This window comes from Azomonas macrocytogenes (assembly GCF_014191985.1).
Lineage (GTDB): Bacteria > Pseudomonadota > Gammaproteobacteria > Pseudomonadales > Pseudomonadaceae > Azomonas > Azomonas macrocytogenes.
Map to the genome: position 1 here is coordinate 185843 of NZ_JACHXI010000006.1, position 19318 is coordinate 205160.

The following is a 19318-nucleotide window of genomic DNA, read 5'->3' on the forward strand; positions in this document are numbered from 1 at the left end:
CCAGATCTTCGGAACTGGCGGTGGACCGGGCCGAAGCGGGATGTGAAACCGTTTCTCTTCGTGGTTTTCGCCCGAATCCGGCGGTTGTCGGATTCGGGTTTTTTTTGCCTGCTGTTGGGTCGCTTCTATTTATTTATCGCGATCGACGGCAAAGCCTGCCCAGGCCTGACGGGTCGGCATGATTTCCAGGCGGTTGATGTTGATCTGCGGCGGCAGGCTGGCGACGTAGAAGATTTGCTCGGCGACATCTTCGGCGGAAAGCGGCGTCGTGCCTTGGTAGAGCGCAGCGGATGCTGCCTGGTCGCCCTTAGTCCGGACCAGGGTAAACTCGGTTTCTGCCATGCCCGGTTCGATATCGGTCACCCGCACGCCGGTGCCTAGCAGGTCGCAGCGCAGATTCAGGGAAAACTGGCGGACGAAAGCCTTGCTGGCGCCATACACATGGCTACCGGGATAGGGCCACGCGCCAGCCACCGAGCCGAGGTTGACGATGCTGGCACCGGCACCCGAACGAATCAGCGTCGGGAGCAGGCTGTGGGTGACATTGACCAGGCCGGTGACATTGGTATCGATCATGGTATGCCAGTCTGCCAGTTCCGTCTGTTGCGCCGCCTGCGGGGCGAGGGCCAGCCCGGCATTGTTGACCAGGCAATGGATGTCGCGAAAATCGTCGGGCAGCTCGGCGACGATCCGGGCGACAGCCTGGGCATCGCGTACATCCAGTGTGGCGATATGCACCGGCACCTTGCTGCCCAGTTCCTTCTGCAGCTCTTGCAGGCGTTCGACCCGCCGCCCGGTCAGCACCAATCCCCAGCCGGCTTCGGCAAAACGTCGTGCGCTGGCGCGCCCAAAACCGGATGTGGCACCGGTGATGAATACTGTCTTGCGAGTCATCTCATTCTCCGTTTTCGTGAAGTGAATACATCAGGGGGCAGCAGACGAGCCCTTTATGATGTGGCGACCAGCCAGTCTTCGGGGTGGTGCCGATCATGGCAAGTGTAGCGGTTCGCCTGGCCAACCCGGTTAGAATGCCGGTCATACCCCGGGAGTCCCGCTGATGATCAATGCCAAACTGCTCCAACTCGTGGTCGAAGCCAGTAATGACGGAATCGTGGTTACCGAACAGAAAGGTGACGACAATATCCTGATCTACGCCAATCCGGCTTTCGAGCGTTTGACCGGTTTTACGGCCGAGGAAATTCTTTACAAAGACTGCAGGTTTCTGCAGGGCGAGGAAGGTGGCCAGGCGAACGCTGCAGTGCTGCGCGAGGCGATCAGCAATCGTCAGCCATGCCGGCGCGTTATTCGCAACTACCGCAAGGACGGTACGCCGTTCTGGAACGAGCTGTCGATTTCACCGGTATTCAATGAAGGTGATTCGCTTACCTATTTCATTGGCATTCAGAAGGATGTTACCGCCGAGGTGGAGGCCATGGAGCGGGTGCAGCAGTTGGAGGCCGAGTTGCAGCGTCTCCAGTTCGAGCTGGCTGCTCTGCGCGCCCTGCTGTAGTCGGTTCAGGTATCCAGCTGTCCGGCCAGGAATCGCTGCAGGCGGTTCTGCAGACCCGGTCCGACCCGGCCCAGGCAGGCGATGGGGGTTCCGGCAAAGCTGTCCCGGCTCAGTTCGGCCGCTTCGCCGGCCAGGGCCAGCGGGCAGTCCAGGATCATGGCCAGTCTGGTGAGCTGGCGTGGCAAGTCGCTTGCGCCGGGATGGTTGGAATAGAGCACCAGCCCCTGTGGCCTGGTACGCTCGCAGACCAAGCCGAGTTCCTCCAGCGGTTGCCCCATGGCCAGCACGCCGACCGCCAGGCTGTCACCGGTCAGCAGCAGGCCGGCGACCAGCAATTCGAGTTCGTGGCAGTGGGTGGGAACCGCAGCCAGTAATACGCGATTGGCGGTTTGTGGCCGCGCCAGCAGCAATCGCTGCAGAACCCGTGCGCGGAGGAAGCCGTCAAGGAACAGCCATTCGCTGGTGCCGCCGAATTCGTGATGCCGCCGCGACAGGTCTTGCCAGACTGGCAGCAGGATTTCGTTGAATGCCAGGTGCGTCGGCCAGGTGGCGAATACCTGGCCGTAGATCCGCTCCAGGGCCGCTTCATCGAAGCCGCTCGTAGCGTGCCGGATCTGTACTTGCCACTCGCTCCATTCATGATTGGCGCTCTGCTGTCCGACCGGTCCGGGGCTGCCGGCACTGCTGCGTTCGAGGATGTCGCCGACCTTGCTGACCGGAACGCCGCGCTGGGTCCAGGCCTGGATGCTGCGGATCGCTTCGATATCTGCCAGTGAATATAGCCGATGACCGCTTTCGGTGCGGGTTGGTCGAATCAGACCGTAGCGCCGCTCCCAGGCCCGCAGGGTCACCGGGTTGATGCCGGTCAGGCGCGCCACTTCACGGATGGGGTAGAGCTCTTGCCGGTTCGGGGAGCCTGAGCCTGTGGGAGGAGCGGGGCCGGTCGGATCGTTCATATATGGGCACTGGTCTGGGGTGGCAGGTGTTGGGCATGGTTACCCCAGCTGATTGACGAGAGATTATACGGCAGTTGTACAGGCCGTCGGTCCGCAGAAAAGTGCAAATCCGCAAGGTTGGCTCAGGTGGCTTGCCGTGCGAATTCCCGGCTTGTCTGCCGGCACAGTATCGCCAGTGCCTGGACCCAGGATTCCTGCGTATTCAGGCAGGGCACCAGGATCAACTCTTCGCCGCCGGCAGCAAGGAACTGCTCGCGGCCGCGGATACCGATTTCCTCCAGGGTTTCGATACAGTCGGCGACGAAGGACGGGCACATCACCAGCAGTTTTTTCACGCCTTGTCGTGCCAGTTCGTCCAGGCGTGCATCGGTGTAGGGCTCGATCCATTTTGCCCGGCCCAGGCGTGACTGGAAGGCGACCGACCATTGCTCCGGGCGCAGACCGGCCCGCCTGGCGAAGCCGGTGCTGGTGCGGTAGCACTGGGCACGGTAGCACTGGGCAAGCACTTCGCCCTCGGCGCGTGCGCAGCAATCGGTGTCTTGCAGGCAATGCCCGCCGCTGGGGTCGCGCTTGCGCAAATGTCGCTCGGGCAGGCCGTGGTAGCTCAGCAGCAGGTGATCGAAGCCTTGCTGCAGATAGGGCTGTGCGCTGGCGACCAGTGCGTCGAGGTATGGCGGCTGTTCATAAAAAGGCTCGAGTATCGATAACTGCAAGGCCAGCCCATGTCGGCTCACGATCTGGCGTGCCTGCTGGATGGCTGTCGTGGTCGTGCTGTCCGCGAAATGCGGGTAGAGCGGTGCCAGAACCGCCTGTCCGATACCGCGCCTGGCCAGGTCGAGCAGGACGTTTTCGAGAGACGGATCGCCATAGCGCATCGCCAGCTCCACCGGGCCATCCACCCAGAGCGGCTGTAACGCTTCCTGCAGGCGGCGACTCAGGACGCTCAGCGGAGAACCTTCCGGCCACCAGATGGAGGCGTAGGCGTGCGCCGATTCGGCAGGCCGCCTGGCGAGGATCAGGGTAACCAGCAGGCGTCGCAGCGGCCAGGGCAGATCGATCACGTAGGGATCCATCAGGAACTGGTTCAGATAGCGACGTACATCGGCCACTTCAGTGGAGGCTGGGGAGCCCAGGTTGACCAGCAACAACGCCTGTTCTGCCATTGATTGTTCCATTTCCTCGCAAGCTGTCCCGGATCGGGTGATCAGGGTTAGTGTCGGTTTTCACCCAGTACGCTGGCCAGTGCCGCCGGCAGCTCAGGGTAACGAAAGGTGAAGCCAGCCTCCTGCAGGTGCGCCGGCAGGGCTTTCTGTCCGCCCAGCAACAGCGTGGACAGCTCGCCCAAAGTCAGTTTCAACAGCGGCGCCGGTACGGCAAGGATGGTCGGTCGATGCAGGGCCTGGCCCAAAGCTTGGCTGAATTCGGCATTGCGTACCGGTTGTGGGGCACAGGCATTATAAGGGCCACTGGCCGCAGGATGGTTGAGGAGGAAGTCGATCAGTGCAACCTGATCGTCCAGATGCACCCACGACATCCATTGCTGGCCACTGCCGATGCGCCCGCCCAGCCCCAGTCGATAGGCTGGTAGCAGTTTCTGCAAAAAGCCTCCGCCAGGGGCCAGGACCAGCCCGGTACGCACCAGCGCCACGCGGATACCCAGTGGCTCGGCGTGGCGCGCGGCAGCTTCCCAGGCCGCGCACAGTTGGCTGCCGAAATCATTGCCCGACTGGGCATCCTCCTGCAGCTCGCGTTCGCCGCCGTCACCGTAGAAACCTATCGCGGAACCAGAAATCAACACTGCCGGCTTCTGCTCGCGGCTGGCCAGCCACTCCACCAGGCGTTCGGTCAGCGTCACCCGGCTGTCCCACAGCAGGGTCCGCCGCTTTTGCGTCCAGGGTCGTTCGGCGATGGGCGCACCGGCCAGGTTGACCACGGCGTCCAGTGATTCGCCAGTCCATTCTTCGAGGCGAGCGATCCCCTGTACCTGCGGGCCGCACAGTTCTTTTACCCGCTGCGGTGTGCGACTTAATACCGCAAGCTGGTGCCCTTGGGTTGTCCAGTATCGGCAAAGTGCCTTGCCGATCAATCCTGTACCGCCAGTCAACAATATGTGCATGAATGTTATCTCCGCGCTATTCGATCCGCTCCGATCAAGGGATCTTGTAGAGGTTGTGAGGTTCTGCATTTATAGGAGTTGCAGGGCGATACATTCGATGCCGCCATCTGGATGGCGTGATCCTGTACAAGAGTAATTGTTTGTATGACTTTATGAGGCCTGAAACCATCAAGCGAGGTAAACCATGAATTCCGTTTTTGTCGCCATCATTGGTACCGGGATGGCCGGACTAACCGCCGCCCGTGCCCTGGACAAGGCTGGGATCGCCGTCCAGTTATTCGACAAGAGCCGCGGTAGCGGTGGCCGCATGGCCAGTAAACGCAGCGAAATTGGCACGTTGGACATGGGCACTCAATATTTCACTGCCCGTGACCGGAACTTTCGCACGGCTATCCGGGAATGGCAGGAACAAGGCTGGGTCGCTGAATGGAAACCCAATCTTTACCAGGCCCGCGAGGGTGTGCTGAGTGCATCGCCGGATGAACAGGAGCGCTGGGTCGGCATTCCGCACACCAGTGCGATTACCCGCGGCCTGCTCGGTGACCTACCGGTCACATTCAGCTGCCGCATCACCGAAGTGTTCCATGGCCCGACTCACTGGACCCTGCAGGATGCCAGCGGCCAAGGCCATGGACCGTTCAGCCATGTCATCATCGCCACGCCAGCACCGCAGGCCAGCGCCTTGCTGGCTGCGGTCCCGGTCCTGGCCAGCACGGCGACCAGCGCGACCATGGACCCGGTCTGGTCGGTGGCACTCGGGTTCGAAAAGCCGTTGCCTACTGAAGTGCAGGGCTGTTTCGTACAGGACGGCCCGCTCGAATGGATCGAGCGCGACCGTGGCAAGCCCGGGCGCGACAATCGCCTGGATACCTGGGGCCTACAGGCCTCCAGCAACTGGACCCGGAAAAATCTCGACCTGCCCAAGGAGGCGGTGATCGAGCAGTTGTATGGCGTATTCGCGGAACTGATCGGCTGCACTGTGCCGGCGCCAGCTTTTGCCCTGGCCCATCGTTGGCTATATGGCCGTCCGGCACAGCCGCACGAATGGGGCGTACTCGGTAATGCCGGCCTGGGTGTATACGCCTGCGGCGACTGGTGCCTGTCCGGTCGGGTCGAAGGAGCCTGGCTCAGTGGCAGTGAAGCGGCGCGGCGCCTGCTGGTGCAATTGTGAAGCGCTTGCGCGCACACCACCGGTACAGACCCGAACGGATAGTTTGCCGGCCCGGACTGGAACGGTTTTCCCGGTCGCCTGTCTGTCGCATGGTGAGCCAGGCAGGCTGTGGTAGAGGGAATCATCTGGAGCGAGTGGTCAATAAAAAATCGTTAATTAACTGGCGTCAATTACACGGCGGAATATACTAATAAGCAGTTCGAGCCGAGTACTAGAATCGCCATCTCCGTCTGGCCTCGCTCTGCGCTGCATGCCATGAGTTACGCCCATGTTGCTAACCCCATGGGTACAATATTTGTACGCAGATTATTTGTTTGTATAGTTATGGCTTGCCAAGGAAACTGGACGAGTCGAGTGGTAGTTTGCAAAGCACGCATAGGACGCCGAGGTTCATATGGAAAATCTCAACCGCCCCAAGATCAAGATCGCCATTAGTGCCTGCTTGTTAGGCGAGCCGGTGCGCTATAACGGGGGGCACAAGGAATCGCGCTTGTGCACGCAAACCCTGGCCCGGCATTTCGATTTCGTCCCGGTCTGTCCCGAGGTAGCGATTGGCCTTGGCACGCCGCGTGAGTCGATTCGCCTGGTGGGCGATCCGGAAAACCCGCGAGCGCAAGGCACCCTTCATCACGAGCACGACGTCACCGAGCCGCTGGCCGAGTATGGTCGACATATGGCTGGGCAACTGCGCGATGTTTGCGGCTACATCCTGATGCAGAAATCGCCTTCCTGCGGGATGGAGCGAGTCAAGGTCTATCAGGAAAACGGTTATTCCTCAGACAGTGCCTCCGGTATCTACGCGCAGGCCTTTCGCGGTGCCAGCCCGGATCTGCCGATGGAGGAGGACGGCCGCTTGAACGATCCGGTACTGCGCGAGAATTTCCTGGCCCGTGTATTCGCCTACGCGCGCTGGCAGCAACTGTTGAGCCTCGGTCTGACGCGCAAGGCTGTGCTGGATTTTCACTCCAGCTACAAATTCCAGCTGCTGGCTCACGATCCGCGCCAGTACCGCCAACTGGGGCGGCTGCTGGCCAGTATTGGCGAGCAGCCAATCGACCAGATCGGACCGCATTATTTCAGTCTGTTGATGCAGGCGCTGAAGAAAACCGCCACGCGCGGTACCCACGCCAATGTCCTGCAGCATATGTCCGGCTACCTGAAACAGTTTCTCGACCCCGGTGATCGCCGGGAAATCCAGAATCTGATCGCGCAATACCACCAGGGCACCGTCCCGCTGGTGGTCCCGCTGACCTTGCTCAAGCATCATTTACGCAAGCATCCCGACCCCTACCTGGGCCAGCAGGCCTACCTGCAGCCGCACCCGGATGATCTCAGTCTGCGCAATGCCATCTGAGCCATGCATGAGCGCGTGTCATGCGCCCGCCAATTGCCGATCCAGGTGGAAGTCGTGACTGATAGGTGATACGCCCTCTTGCCGGGAGAGGGCGGTGCGTGCATTACCATCCATGACCGTGCACGGGCGCAACCATCTCCCGATGTGCCGGTCGGACTCTGTTCCATGGCGATGTCTCGCCCCAGCCAGGCCAAGGAGAGCCTTTGCATGTCCACCGAACGCGAGCTGACGTTGCGCGCATTGCTCACCGGCATCCTGCTCGGCGCCATCCTGACCCCTTCCAACGTCTATTCCGGGTTACGGATCGGCTGGTCGTTCAATATGTCGATCATTTCCCTGCTGCTGGCCTTCGGTTTCTGGCGCCTGTATAGCCGCCAGCGTCAGGAGGCTGCCTGGACCCTGCGCGAGAGCAATATCTGCCAGACCACCGCTTCGGCCGCCGCCTCGATCATCTCCGGCGGGTTGGTCGCACCGATTCCGGCCTACACGCTGATCAGTGGCCAGCAGATCGACGCCGTACCGTTGATGGCTTGGGTGTTTTCGGTGAGTTTTCTCGGTGTCTGGGTTGCCTGGTATCTGCGCGGTCCGTTGCTTGATTCGGGGCTGCGCTTTCCGGAGGGCATGGCGACGCTGGAAACCATGCAGGACATCTTTCGCCATGGTGGTGAGGCCATAAAGCGCATCGCCGTACTGTTCTCTGCCGCGCTGGCCTCCGGCACGCTGAAATGGATCGACGATTTTGTCTGGCACCTGCCACGCTGGACACCGGGCGTTTATCTGGAACGCCTGACCTTCACGCTCGATCCATCCTTACTCTTGATCGGCTTCGGCGGCATCATCGGCCTGCGTGTCGGGTTATCGCTGCTGCTTGGCGCCGTGCTGGCCTGGGGCGGACTGGGTTCCTGGCTGCTGGACAGCGGGCATATTGTCCTGCTGCCGGACAGCCATGGCCCACAATTCAAGGCGCTGGTGGAATGGCTGCTCTGGCCCGGTGTGAGCCTTATGGTCAGCGCCACCCTGGCCAACCTGCTGGCCCGCTATCTGGTTCGTCTGCGCCGGGGCGAGGCCAATAATCCATCCATCGGCCTGCCGCCGCGTCCATCCGGTATCCCTTTGGTGGGGATGCTGGCAAGTAGTGCGCTGGTGGTGACGCTGCAGATTCTGCTGTTCGATATCGATCCGCTGATGGCGGTGCTGACCCTGCCGCTGGCCATGCTGCTGGCGCTGGTCGCGGCGCGGGTTGTCGGCGAGACGGCTATCTCGCCCATCGGTGCGGTCGGCAAGCTCTCGCAGTTGAGTTTTGGCCTGATCGCACCCGGCCAGCCTACGCTCAACTTGATGAGCGCCAACACGGCCGGCGGCGCTGCCGGGCAATGCGCCGATCTGATGAACGACTTCAAGGTGGGCCGTGCCATCGGCACCACGCCGGAGCGGCAGCTGTTTGCCCAGTGTGTCGGCATTTTTATCGGCAGCATCGTCGGGGTGCTCGCCTACCAGCTGTTGATTCCCGATCCGCAAGGCATGCTGTTGACCGAACAGTGGCCGGCGCCGGCCGTGGCTACCTGGAAAGCCGTGGCCGAAGCCCTGACCCAGGGGCTGGATTCGGTCGCACCGAGTGCCCGCTGGGCAATGCTGGCTGCGCTGCTGAGCGGCAGCCTGATCGGTGTTGGCGAAGGCTTGCTGCCGCCCGAACGCAGTCGATACCTGCCCAGTTGCGCGGCCGTCGGCCTGGCTTTCGTGATCCCGGCCTCGCTGTCCGTGATGATGGCCAGCGGCGCGTTGCTCGCTTGGCTGTGGATGTCGCGCTGGCGCAGTTTCGCCGAGCGTTTCGTGATCACCCTGGCAGCAGGTTTGGTGGCGGGAGAGAGTTTCGTCGGAGTGGGGGCGTCGCTCTGGCAAATTCTGCGGCACTGAACGGCGTGGCGGGGCCGGGCGAAGCATCGCGCTTGCGCCACGGCTGCAGCCGGTTCGGGTTAGCGACTGGCGCCCAGGCGGCTGTGCAATTGGGCGGGTGTCATGACCTGCTGGAACAGCGCGGTGCCTGGCTGGAACAGGCGTGCGCTTGCCAGTGGACCGACGACTACCGGTTCGAAACCGGCATCTTTGACCAGCGCCGAGGCTGCCGCCAGTGCTGCCTGATCGTCTCCGGCCAGCGGGATGCCGATGGTGGGCGAGGTTTTGTTGGCGTTACTGGCGACCGCACTGGCGTCGATCGAGTTGAAGCCGCGCACCAGCTGCGCGCCAGGGAAGTAACTGGCACTGGTCACCCCAGCGCCTTGTTGCTCGGCCAGTCGCGCTGGATCGCCGTCGCGCCACGGATAGGGGTTGGTCGCGTCGAGAATGACCTTACCGCGCAGCAGCGGTGCGAGATCGCGGCCTAGCTGGGGCAATGCGCCATAGGGGACCGCCAGGAGAATGATATCCCCAAAGCGTGCCGCGTCGGCCGGGCTGCCCGCACTGGCCCGCTTACCCAACTCGCTGACCAGCTCGTCGAGCTGATTCGGGTGACGGGACGAGAACAGCACCTGATGACCGCTGTCGATCCATAATCGGCCAAGCGTCGAGCCGACCTGCCCGGCCCCGATGATGCCGATCTTGGGTAGCTGCTGCTTCTGGGTCGGGGTAGCGGCCCAGGACGCGGGCATATTGGCGCTCGCACAGGTGAGCGCCAGCATCATGCCAGACAGGAACCGGAGTACTTTTCTACGCTGCGTGTCCATCTTCATCTCTTATTGTCTTGTTGTCTTGGGTTGAATGGCCTCGAAGCGAGGCAATGGTTGGTCTGCCGTGGCGTTTCAGGCCGATTGCCAGAGGTGCGTCAGGGGGCCGTTTCTACCAGCGACCGGATCGCTGTCCGGAAAGGGTAGCTGGCGAATACTTTGCAGGGCGGCTGGCGAAGGCGCCGAACGGCAGTTGTCCACCCGCTGATCGGGTGGATAGGCGCCAACCACCAGGAAATCGTCGGTCGAACTGAGCTCGCGGTGCCCAGTACCGGCCGGTAGCACCACGACATCCCCGGCGCTGACTTGTACGGTATGGCCTTCGGGGCCGCCGAGCATCAGCTGCGCCGAACCACTGGCGATGCCCAGCACTTCATGGGCGCTCGAATGGTAGTGATGGAAGGAATAGATACTGGCGCGCCAGCGCGGCGGCCAGCCAGTCCGCTCGAAGCGTTCTTCGAAATCCGCTGCCGGATTGCCGCCGTTTGCGGCGAGTACGCCACGGTATACCAGGACGGGCAGGTGATCGTTGTTGGGGACCCAGTCATTGCGCGATAGCAATAACGTTTCCGGCGGTGCACTGCTGGCGGGGTTGGTAGCGGTAGCCGCGAACAGCGCCTGGCCGGGAATTGCCAGGCCGAGGCTGGCGAGCATCCGGTTGAACCGGCGACGCGATAGGGATGTCATGGCATTGCCTCCTGATGAAAACGGTTTCAACTGAAAACATACGCTCCAGAATGTGAAGAATGAAGCCGAGGACAAGCGCAGTGCCTGATTTCGGTGCCCGAGGCGCCGATACTGCGTTGCCACTCCTCGCCATAGCTGGCTATGACTCGTCGTGGCGCCTTGTCTGGAAACCTCGGCCAGCCGAACTTGAGTTAACCCATCAACCGCACAGGCCACTAGAATGACTGGCCTTTTGTCTCTGGTGTTCCCCGATGTCCCGACTCAATCCCCGGCAACAGGAGGCCGTGTCCTATATCGGCGGCCCGTTGCTTGTGCTGGCTGGCGCCGGTTCCGGCAAGACCAGCGTCATCACTCGCAAGATCGCCTACCTGATTCAGCAGTGTGGCATTCGCGCCCAGTACATCTATGCGGTGACCTTCACCAACAAGGCGGCGCGGGAGATGAAGGCGCGGGTCGGCAGCCTGCTGCGCGGTGCCGAGAGCAAGGGGCTGACGGTCTCCACCTTCCACAACCTCGGCCTCAACATCATTCGCAAGGAACACGCGAAGCTGGGCTACAAGCCGGGGTTCTCGATCTTCGACGAGGGCGATATCAAGGCGCTGGTCAGCGACATCATGCAGAAGGAATACGCTGGCGACGACGGCACCGACGAGGTGCTGCGGCAGATCGGCAGTTGGAAGAACGATTTGATCCTGCCGGACGCGGCCCTGGCCAAGGCGCGCAATCCAAAGGAGCAGACTGCCGCCGTCGTCTACCTGCACTACCAGCGCACCCTGAAAGCCTACAATGCGGTGGATTTCGACGACCTGATCCTGCAGCCGGTCAAGCTGTTCCAGGAGCATCCCGAGGTGCTGGAGAAATGGCAGAATCGCGTGCGCTACCTGTTGGTGGACGAGTACCAGGACACCAACGCCAGCCAGTACCTGCTGGTGAAGCTGCTGGTGCAGGGACGCGCGCAGTTCACCGTGGTGGGCGATGACGATCAGTCGATCTACGCCTGGCGCGGTGCGCGGCCGGAAAACCTGATGCAGTTGAAGGAGGATTTTCCCTCGCTGAAGGTGGTGATGCTGGAGCAGAACTACCGCTCCACCAGCCGCATCCTCAAATGCGCCAACATCCTGATCGCCAACAACCCCCACGTGTTCGAGAAAGAACTGTGGAGCGACATGGGCCATGGTGACGCGATCCGTGTGATCCGCTGCCGCAACGAGGACGCCGAGTGTGAGCGCATCGCCCTGGAAATCCTCACCGAACACCTGAAGACCGACCGTCCCTACAGTGACTTCGCCATCCTCTATCGCGGCAACTACCAGGCCAAGCTGATGGAGCTGAAGCTGCAGCATCACCAGATTCCCTATCGCTTGTCCGGCGGCACCAGCTTCTTTGCCCGGCAGGAAGTGAAGGATCTGATGAGCTATTTTCGCCTGTTGGTGAACCCGGACGACGACAACGCCTTCCTGCGTGTCATCAACGTACCGCGCCGGGAGATCGGTTCGGCCACACTGGAAAAGCTTGGCAACTATGCCAGCGAGCGCGATCTGTCGCTCTATGCCGCCTGCGATGAGATCGGTTTGTCCGCCCAGCTCGATAGCCGCTTCACCGAGCGCCTGGTGCGCTTCAAGCGCTATATGGACCAACTCCGTCAGCACTGCGCGCAGAACGAACCCATCGCTGCCCTGCGTAGCATGGTGATGGATATCGATTATGAACACTGGGTGCGGCAGAACAGCTCCAGCGACAAGGCCGCCGACTTCCGGATGGGCAACGTCTGGTTCCTGATCGATGCGCTGAAGAACACCCTGGAAAAAGACGAAGACGGCGCCATGACCATCGAGCAGGCCATCGCCAAGCTGGTTTTGCGCGACATGCTCGAACGCCAGCAAGAGGAACAGGAGGGTGCCGACGGCGTGCAGATGATGACCTTGCACGCTTCCAAGGGCCTGGAGTTTCCCAGTGTCTACATCATGGGCATGGAAGAGGACATCCTCCCGCACCGCTCCAGCATCGAGGCCGATACCATCGAGGAAGAACGTCGCCTGGCCTATGTCGGCATCACCCGCGCCCGCCGCAACCTGGCGTTCACCTTCGCGGCCAGGCGCAAGCAGTACGGCGAAGTGCTCGACTGCCTGCCCAGCCGCTTTCTCGCTGAACTGTCGGCCGATGATCTGCAGTGGGAAGGTCAGGAAGATGCGCCGGTCGCGGTCAAGGCCGCGCGGGGAAACGAAGCGCTGGCGGGGATACGGTCGCTGTTGAAGAAGTAGAGAAACGGTTGCAGGTTACAGGCTCGGGCAAAACCGAGAAAAAGCCTGGCGGGAAGCGGCCTTCTCTTTCATCCAGCCTTGCTGGTCATCGGCTGTACCTGATGGAAATGCATCCGGTTTTTGCCTTGGCGCTTGGCGCAGTACAGGGCTTGGTCGGCCAGCTTGAACACCTCGTCCATGTTCATGGCATCGCGAGGCCACATGGCGCCGCCGATGCTGCAGCTCAGCCGGATGCTTTCGTGCCCTAGCTGGAAAGGCGCTTCGAAGGTATCGATCACGTGCTGGGCAATGCCATTGACGATGCCTTGCACCGCGCCGGTGGGGAAGGGCAGCAGCATGAGGAATTCGTCACCCCCCAGGCGCACCACCAGATCGGTGTCGCGGGAGCAGTGCTGCAGTCGCCGGGCAGCCTCCTGCAGAACCAGATCACCGGCGGCATGGCCGAGGCGGTCGTTGATGGGCTTGAACTCGTCCAGATCCAGGCAAAGGACAAACAGGCTGCCGCCCTGGTTATGGATGCGCTGCTCGACCTTGGCGAGATAGCCTTCCAGTGCCGCACGGTTGGCCAGCCCAGTCAGGGTGTCGCAATAGGCGATATTCTTCATCGCCCCCAGTTCGTGCTGCTGGCTGCTCAGGCTCTGGACCAGTTGATGAATGGCCTGACTGAGGCTTTGCACTTCGCTACTGCCGTACAGTTCGGGAATCGCGACTTTCTCGCCGGCGGCGATGCGCTTGGCGGCACTGGCGATCCGATCCAGCGGCTGGGTGATGAGGCCGGCGAGCAGCCAGCCCAGGCCAGCAAAAAACAGGGAAAGCACCACGCCCCAGTGGAGGATTTCCTCCTGCATGGCCCGGACCGGGGCATAAGCCTTGTCCAGCGGTTGCCGGGCCAGCACCGTCCAGCCAAGCCCCTGATAGTTCTGATGGCTACTATTGCCGGCGACGCCGATCAAATACTCCCTGCCATCTGGCCATTTCTGCACGCTCCAGGATTCGTGGTCGGTCCGCTGAATCTCGAGATTGAGCCTATGGCCGAGCAGCTCGGATGGGCCGAGCTGGACGGTCTGGTCCTTGCCCAGGATCAGAAACTCCTGTCCATCGAGAATACCCGGGGTGGATTCGAGCAGAGAGCGGCGTACCCATTCCGCCCAGGCCCTGGACAGGTAGCACACCAGCACACCTTGCAAGCGATCCTGGTCGTCGCGAATGGGCAGGCCGATTTCGACGAGGTTGTTGTTCATCTTGGTCGAAGATTGCATCGTTTCATGGGATGGACCAATGAAAAGTGCCTGTCGGGCATTCAGAAAGACCGGCAATCGCTCGATGCTGGTGCCTTCCAACTGGCCGTTGCCCGAGGCGAGTACCACGCCTGTGGCGTCCATCAGGCCGAGCCAGGCGATATCCACGAATTGTTCCTGGAACTGCTTGAGCAGCGCGCGCGCGTTATCGATATCGTCGAAGCTGCGTACCGTCTCGAGTCGCTTGAGCAGCCGCAGGTTCTGGGCCCGTTCGGCCATATCGCGATCCAGGCGTTCGATCATGAGAAAGGCAGAACTGGCCAGTTCACTACCGATGTTTTCCCGCAGACGGTTGAACGAGGCTTCGCTGATCAGCACACCGAAAACCCAGCTGAGAGAAATGATCAAAAGAGCGGCGATGAGTGCGAAGCGGGTTCGCAGGCTGGTCAGGATGGACATGTTCGGGCTGCAGGACGTATTCGAGCTCTTGGTGTCATTATGGTATCAAGACGCTATCGATTCTGTGCGCGCTGGCAAATGCTGAGGTATTCGATGGATGGATCGAAATAATAGGCGGCGTATATGAGAAACCTGCCATTTTGCATGGTCAATTACACAGCAAGCTTTTGGTATTGCCTTTTCGAACGATTTTCCAGGGTCTGGCGCGGTTTCGTTGCCGCTATGGCGAAATCGCGCCAAACCCATGGTGGCATGCGACCCGGACAGCGAGGTTCGGTCGGCAAATCCTGAAACGACCTTTATTAGGAGAAAGTTCATGGCTACTGCAACCGCCAAGCAAGAATTGAATAACGTCGAGAGCATCATGACCAAGGCCCGACAGGGCCGTGATGCGGATATTTCTTCCCGCGTAGAGATCGGCAAGGCGCTTTCCGTGCTGCTGGCCGATGTCTTCGCGCTGTACCTCAAGACCAAGAATTTCCACTGGCACATTTCCGGCCCGAACTTCCGTGACTATCACCTGCTGCTCGATGCGCAGGCAGCGCAACTGTTCGGCATCACCGATGCCATTGCCGAGCGGGGACGCAAGCTTGGCCAGCCGACCCTGCGCTCCGTTGAGCAGATTGTCGAGCGCAAACGCCTGGCCAGCAGTGAGGCCGAGCAGCTCAGCGCCGAGCAGATGCTCGCAGAGCTGTATGCCGACAACCAGTCCCTGGCTGCTTACATGCGCACCACCCATACCCTGACTTCGGACGGCAACGACGTGGCCACTACCAGTCTGCTGGAAGAGTGGATCGATCAGGCCGAAGAGCGTGTCTGGTTCCTGGGCCAGATCATTGGCCGTGACGATAATCGTCAATAGCTGCCTGCTGGCGGCAGGTTTGGCCTGCCCTTCGTGAAAGCCTTGCTGTCCCGCCTTGATGCTGCCGAGGCGGGACAGCTCCTCCAACTACAGCACCGGCGCTACCAGCCGTGCGACCCGCATCCCCAACTGCTGCAGGCGGCGCGGCTTCGGCATGTTCGCCGGAATGAGTTCCTGCGACTCGGCGAAATCCGCTTCCAGCATGCGCGCTACTTCGTCGGCGAAATTACTGTCGGCAACCAGCACCGTCACTTCGAAATTCAGCCGGAACGAGCGATTGTCCAGGTTGGCGCTGCCGACCGAAGCCATCTGGTCGTCGATCAGGACCACTTTCTGGTGCAGGAAACCCGGTAGATAGCGAAACACCCGCACGCCCATCTGTGCAGCTTCCAGGGCATAGAGCGAGGAGGCGGCATAGACCATGCGGTGATCCGGTCGCGAGGGCAGCAGCAGGCGTACTTCCACGCCGCGCAGCACCGCCAGGCGCATGGCGGCGAAGACCGCCTCGTCCGGCACGAAATACGGACTGGTCAGCCAGATCCGCTGCTGGGCCAGGTTGAGTGCCTGCACAAAGAACAGCGAAGCGGTTTCCATCGAGTCCGCCGGACCGCTGCAGATCGCCTGGCAGATCACCCCCTGGTCTTCCAGATAGCCTGCCGGCAGCAACAAGGGGGGTAACTGGCGGGTGGCCCAATACCAGTCCTCGGCGAAGGATTCCTGCAGGCACGCCAGTACCGGGCCGCTCAATTCGATATGGGTATCGCGCCAGGGCGACAGTTTGGGATCGTGGCCGAGGTACTCGTCACCCACGTTATGCCCGCCGACGAAACCGATTTGCCCATCTATCACCACGATCTTGCGATGGTTGCGAAAATTCAACTGGAAACGGTTGATGAAGCCGCCACGGGTGGAAAAGTCGTGTACCTGCACCCCAGCCTGACGTAGCCGGGTCGAATAGTGACGCGGCAGAGCGTGGCTGCCGACCGCATCATAGAGCAGATAGATTTGCACCCCGGCCGCCGCGCGTTCCAGCAGGGCAGCCTGCAAGCGCCGTCCCAGCTCGTCATCGTGGATGATGAAAAATTGCACCAGCACCACTTCGCGCGCCTTGGCAATGGCCTCGAAAATAGCTGAAAACGTCGCCTCGCCATTGACCAGCAGGCGTATCTGGTTACTGGCCAGGCTGGGCATTTCCGCCAGTTGGGCGAAGGGCCATAGCAGATCGGGCTTGTCTGGCGAATCGGTTACGGCCAGGGCCTCCTCGACCCAGGGCCGCCAGTCCAGCTCGGCCATCGCCTTGTGCATCTCTTCGTTGGCCTGGCGGCGGGCGCGAATATAGCCATCGAAGCTGCTGCGGCCGAATACCAAGTAAGGCAGTAAGGTCAGCAGCGGCATGAACACCAGCGACATCGCCCAGGCGATGGCTCCTTGTGAGGTCCTTACCGTGAATATCGCGTGGATCGCGGCCACCAGGCCGCAGACCTGCAGCACCGCCATGAAGTAACCGAACAGATAAAGTGCGTCGTACACCATGCGTTTGAATTCCTCCGAAGGAATTCAGCATAGCCGGTGAAGCCCGGGCAAGCATCCTTGATGGATGCTCCAGGATGTGTGCGCGGTTCGGCCGGTATCGCGCCGAACCTGCTGGTATGGCTCGGCTTTAACGGGGCGGCGTTCTGAGCGAACCTGGACCTGCTTCCAGTTGGATCGATGTTCCGCTGTCATGCAACTGGCCATCGCGGATTGCATAGATGGCCAACTGCTTCTCCACATTCAACTGAGCGATGATGTGGCGGTTATCCTGGGTGAAGACCAGGCCCTGGCCTGCTTCTGCGCAAGGAACCTCGGAAACCTGCATAGCCTGGCCATCCCTGATCGAGAATAGCGTCAGCTTGCCTTTCTCCTTGCGTCCCGGGTTGTCTTTGGGCAGATTCGAGCCGTCCATCGACAATACGGCGATCCAGCGTCCATCGGGTGAAATGGCGACGCTTTCCGGAACCGAAGGAACGTTCAGGTACTGCACGGTCTTGAAGGGCGTGCTCGATACATCGATAAGACTGACTGTATCCGCATCACCGACTTTTTTCGCATCGCCGGCCAGCCCGGCAAGGCCTACGTTGCTGACGACAGCCCAACGGCCATCGCTCGACACATCGATGGTGTAGGGGGCCACTCCGCTGCTCAGGCGGACCAGACTGTCTTCGATCGCCTGGCCCTTGATATCCACGACGGCTACTCCTTGCTGATCGCGTAGGGCAACCAGGGCATGCTGACCGTCATGGGTGAAGCTGAGGCCGGCGAGACGCCCGGAGCTGAGTTTGAGCGAGCCCTGCAAGGTGGCGTGTTTATCTTCGAGGCTGACGGCGTAGAGAGAGCCGTCTATGCCCGCGACCAGGGCCAGGTTTCCTGCAGGATTGATGGCAATGCCTTGCGGATGCGTAGGCAGCGGCAATTTCGTGATGGTTGGCGAAGCGGCTTGCAGATCGACGACTTGCAGGAAGTTGTCGGTCATCAACTTGCCGTTGGCGTGATCGTAGCGGGTTGGCGCGCCGACCAGGGCCAGTTGCCCGTCCGGGGTGATGGCCACCGCTTGCGGGGGACCCTGGATGCCGAACTGGACGGGAATCTCCTTGATTTTTCTGAAGGGAAACGTGCTGGTATCCAATACGGTCAGGGTGTCGCTCCCGGCCTCTTTGGGCCAGGTATCCTTACCTTCTACCCGTTGATACTTGCCATCGTTGGCCGAGACGACGAAGTCGGCGGCAGAGACAGAAAAAGGCAGCAAACCCAGAGTGAAACCCAGTATCGCTGTGCGCTTTGAGCAGTGAAATTGCAACATGCCGAACCCTCTTGTCTTTTCTTGTTGGTATGCAAATCGGCTGCAGTCTGCGTATGGCGGATTCCTCGGTCACGCCATTGTGAAAAGGTGCTCTGTCGTACCGCGCAAGCGTCGGTAAAGAAACGCTTGCGCGGTAGTGAGGCAGATTTCTGTCAGCGCTTGGCCCAGACGGCCGGATTGACCAGGTCGGCAGGGCGCTGACCGGCAAGTGCCGTGAGCAGATTCTCCACTGCGCAACGGGCCATGGCCTCACGGGTTTCATGGGTGGCCGAGCCGATATGCGGCGTGGCGACCACGTTGGACAGGCGCAGCAGAGGCGAATCGGCCGGTAGCGGCTCCTTCTCGAACACATCGAGCCCGGCGGCGCGAATGACGCCGTTCTGCAGGGCGGCGATCAGGGCTTGCTCATCGACCACCTTGCCGCGGGAGATATTGACGAAGATGGTCTGCGGCCCCATGCGAGCGAATTGCTCGGCACCGATCAAGCCTTCGGTTTCGGCCGTCAGCGGCAGGGTCAGACAGACGAAGTCCGCTTCTTCCAGCAACGCGTCCAGCGAGCGATAACCGGCGCCGAAGCGTTCCTCGACCTGCGGCTTGCGCGAGTGGCTGTGATAGAGGATCGGCATCCCGAAGCCGAAATGCCCGCGTTGCGCCAGTGCCTCGCCGATGCGGCCCATGCCGACGATACCCAGCGTCTTGCCATGCACGTCGCTACCGAAATGCGCGCTCCCCACGCTCTTCTGCCACTGGCCTGCGCGGACCCAGTCGGCCAGTTCGACCACACGCCGGGCTGTCGCCATAAGTAGCGCGAAGCCGGTATCGGCGGTGGTTTCAGTCAGCACGTCGGGCGTATTGCTGAGCAGGATGCCGCGTTTGGTCAGGTAATCCAGATCATAGTTGTCCACGCCTACCGAAACGCTGGCGATGGCTTCGAGTTGCGGCGCCAGATCGAGCAACCCGGCATCCAGCTTGAGGCTGGCGCCCAGCAGGCCATGGGCCTGCGGCAGGGCATCGCGCAGCCGGGCCAGGCCGTCGGGTTTCTTCGGATCCTCGATCAGCACGACTTCCGCTTGTTGCTGCAGACGAGTCATCAGCTCGGCGGAAAGCTTCTTGTACAACACAACGTTTTTCTTCATGGCCGATGA

16 protein-coding genes are annotated in these 19318 nt (G+C 61.2%); 6 read left to right on the forward strand and 10 right to left on the reverse strand.

Annotated elements, in window-relative coordinates:
* Positions 1-129: 129 nt before the first annotated feature.
* A complete protein-coding gene (locus tag FHR87_RS08485) occupies positions 130-894 on the reverse strand; it encodes an SDR family oxidoreductase (RefSeq protein ID WP_183166279.1) in 765 nt (254 codons plus the stop codon).
* Positions 895-1057: 163 nt separating this feature from the next.
* On the opposite strand from FHR87_RS08485, the gene FHR87_RS08490 reads away from it, so the two are divergent.
* Positions 1058-1510 (forward strand): PAS domain-containing protein, encoded by a 453-nt coding sequence (locus FHR87_RS08490; RefSeq protein ID WP_183166280.1) that lies wholly within the window; start codon positions 1058-1060, stop codon positions 1508-1510.
* Positions 1511-1515: 5 nt separating this feature from the next.
* Here the strand turns inward: FHR87_RS08490 and FHR87_RS08495 are convergent, their stop codons facing one another.
* The 3 genes from FHR87_RS08495 to FHR87_RS08505 form a co-directional block, all read right to left on the reverse strand.
* Complete coding sequence (locus FHR87_RS08495) at positions 1516-2466, reverse strand: MerR family transcriptional regulator (protein WP_183166281.1); 951 nt, start codon at positions 2464-2466, stop codon at positions 1516-1518.
* 122 nt (positions 2467-2588) lie between these two features.
* On the reverse strand, positions 2589-3629 hold the full coding sequence (gene hemH / locus FHR87_RS08500) for a ferrochelatase (protein WP_183166282.1): 1041 nt from the start codon (positions 3627-3629) through the stop codon (positions 2589-2591).
* A 47-nt stretch (positions 3630-3676) separates the two neighbouring features.
* A complete protein-coding gene (locus tag FHR87_RS08505) occupies positions 3677-4582 on the reverse strand; it encodes a TIGR01777 family oxidoreductase (RefSeq protein WP_183166283.1) in 906 nt (301 codons plus the stop codon).
* 184 nt (positions 4583-4766) lie between these two features.
* Here FHR87_RS08505 and FHR87_RS08510 point away from each other — a divergent pair, with 184 nt between their 5' ends.
* The 3 genes from FHR87_RS08510 to FHR87_RS08520 all read left to right on the forward strand — a co-directional run bounded on the left by FHR87_RS08510 (position 4767) and on the right by FHR87_RS08520 (position 9021).
* The gene (locus tag FHR87_RS08510; RefSeq protein WP_183166284.1) at positions 4767-5753 is read left to right on the forward strand and encodes an NAD(P)/FAD-dependent oxidoreductase; all 987 of its coding nucleotides are present in this window, start codon (positions 4767-4769) and stop codon (positions 5751-5753) included.
* A 394-nt stretch (positions 5754-6147) separates the two neighbouring features.
* Positions 6148-7107, forward strand: a complete 960-nt coding sequence (locus FHR87_RS08515) for a YbgA family protein (RefSeq protein WP_183166285.1) — start codon at positions 6148-6150, stop codon at positions 7105-7107.
* Between the two features lie 207 nt (positions 7108-7314).
* Positions 7315-9021, forward strand: coding sequence for an OPT family oligopeptide transporter (locus tag FHR87_RS08520; protein WP_183166286.1), 1707 nt, complete (start codon positions 7315-7317; stop codon positions 9019-9021).
* 59 nt (positions 9022-9080) lie between these two features.
* Here FHR87_RS08520 and FHR87_RS08525 read toward each other — a convergent pair whose 3' ends face one another.
* The gene (locus FHR87_RS08525; protein ID WP_246335874.1) at positions 9081-9752 is read right to left on the reverse strand and encodes an NADPH-dependent F420 reductase; all 672 of its coding nucleotides are present in this window, start codon (positions 9750-9752) and stop codon (positions 9081-9083) included.
* A 150-nt stretch (positions 9753-9902) separates the two neighbouring features.
* A complete protein-coding gene (locus tag FHR87_RS08530) occupies positions 9903-10514 on the reverse strand; it encodes a cupin domain-containing protein (RefSeq protein WP_183166287.1) in 612 nt (203 codons plus the stop codon).
* Between the two features lie 251 nt (positions 10515-10765).
* Here FHR87_RS08530 and rep point away from each other — a divergent pair, with 251 nt between their 5' ends.
* A complete protein-coding gene (gene rep, locus FHR87_RS08535) occupies positions 10766-12775 on the forward strand; it encodes a DNA helicase Rep (protein WP_183166288.1) in 2010 nt (669 codons plus the stop codon).
* 68 nt (positions 12776-12843) lie between these two features.
* Here rep and FHR87_RS08540 read toward each other — a convergent pair whose 3' ends face one another.
* Positions 12844-14472 (reverse strand): sensor domain-containing diguanylate cyclase, encoded by a 1629-nt coding sequence (locus tag FHR87_RS08540; RefSeq protein WP_183166289.1) that lies wholly within the window; start codon positions 14470-14472, stop codon positions 12844-12846.
* 316 nt (positions 14473-14788) lie between these two features.
* On the opposite strand from FHR87_RS08540, the gene FHR87_RS08545 reads away from it, so the two are divergent.
* Entirely contained in the window at positions 14789-15334 is a 546-nt protein-coding gene (locus FHR87_RS08545; protein ID WP_183166290.1) for a Dps family protein, read from the forward strand.
* A gap of 87 nt (positions 15335-15421) precedes the next feature.
* Here the strand turns inward: FHR87_RS08545 and cls are convergent, their stop codons facing one another.
* The 3 genes from cls to FHR87_RS08560 form a co-directional block, all read right to left on the reverse strand.
* On the reverse strand, positions 15422-16867 hold the full coding sequence (gene cls / locus FHR87_RS08550; protein ID WP_183166291.1) for a cardiolipin synthase: 1446 nt from the start codon (positions 16865-16867) through the stop codon (positions 15422-15424).
* Positions 16868-16994: 127 nt separating this feature from the next.
* A complete protein-coding gene (locus FHR87_RS08555; RefSeq protein ID WP_221189779.1) occupies positions 16995-18173 on the reverse strand; it encodes a WD40 repeat domain-containing protein in 1179 nt (392 codons plus the stop codon).
* 152 nt (positions 18174-18325) lie between these two features.
* Positions 18326-19309, reverse strand: a complete 984-nt coding sequence (locus FHR87_RS08560; protein ID WP_183166292.1) for an NAD(P)-dependent oxidoreductase — start codon at positions 19307-19309, stop codon at positions 18326-18328.
* Positions 19310-19318 lie beyond the last annotated feature (9 nt).

Excerpts from the sequence above, each read along its gene's own strand:
- FHR87_RS08485 (WP_183166279.1), bottom strand. The coding sequence starts at position 894 with ATGACTCGCAAGACAGTATTCATCACCGGTGCCACATCCGGTTTTGGG.
- FHR87_RS08490 (WP_183166280.1), top strand. The coding sequence starts at position 1,058 with ATGATCAATGCCAAACTGCTCCAACTCGTGGTCGAAGCCAGTAATGAC.
- FHR87_RS08495 (WP_183166281.1), bottom strand. The coding sequence starts at position 2,466 with ATGAACGATCCGACCGGCCCCGCTCCTCCCACAGGCTCAGGCTCCCCG.
- hemH (WP_183166282.1), bottom strand. The coding sequence starts at position 3,629 with ATGGCAGAACAGGCGTTGTTGCTGGTCAACCTGGGCTCCCCAGCCTCC.
- FHR87_RS08505 (WP_183166283.1), bottom strand. The coding sequence starts at position 4,582 with ATGCACATATTGTTGACTGGCGGTACAGGATTGATCGGCAAGGCACTT.
- FHR87_RS08510 (WP_183166284.1), top strand. The coding sequence starts at position 4,767 with ATGAATTCCGTTTTTGTCGCCATCATTGGTACCGGGATGGCCGGACTA.
- FHR87_RS08515 (WP_183166285.1), top strand. The coding sequence starts at position 6,148 with ATGGAAAATCTCAACCGCCCCAAGATCAAGATCGCCATTAGTGCCTGC.
- FHR87_RS08520 (WP_183166286.1), top strand. The coding sequence starts at position 7,315 with ATGTCCACCGAACGCGAGCTGACGTTGCGCGCATTGCTCACCGGCATC.
- FHR87_RS08525 (WP_246335874.1), bottom strand. The coding sequence starts at position 9,752 with ATGCCCGCGTCCTGGGCCGCTACCCCGACCCAGAAGCAGCAGCTACCC.
- FHR87_RS08530 (WP_183166287.1), bottom strand. The coding sequence starts at position 10,514 with ATGACATCCCTATCGCGTCGCCGGTTCAACCGGATGCTCGCCAGCCTC.
- rep (WP_183166288.1), top strand. The coding sequence starts at position 10,766 with ATGTCCCGACTCAATCCCCGGCAACAGGAGGCCGTGTCCTATATCGGC.
- FHR87_RS08540 (WP_183166289.1), bottom strand. The coding sequence starts at position 14,472 with ATGTCCATCCTGACCAGCCTGCGAACCCGCTTCGCACTCATCGCCGCT.
- FHR87_RS08545 (WP_183166290.1), top strand. The coding sequence starts at position 14,789 with ATGGCTACTGCAACCGCCAAGCAAGAATTGAATAACGTCGAGAGCATC.
- cls (WP_183166291.1), bottom strand. The coding sequence starts at position 16,867 with ATGGTGTACGACGCACTTTATCTGTTCGGTTACTTCATGGCGGTGCTG.
- FHR87_RS08555 (WP_221189779.1), bottom strand. The coding sequence starts at position 18,173 with ATGTTGCAATTTCACTGCTCAAAGCGCACAGCGATACTGGGTTTCACT.
- FHR87_RS08560 (WP_183166292.1), bottom strand. The coding sequence starts at position 19,309 with ATGAAGAAAAACGTTGTGTTGTACAAGAAGCTTTCCGCCGAGCTGATG.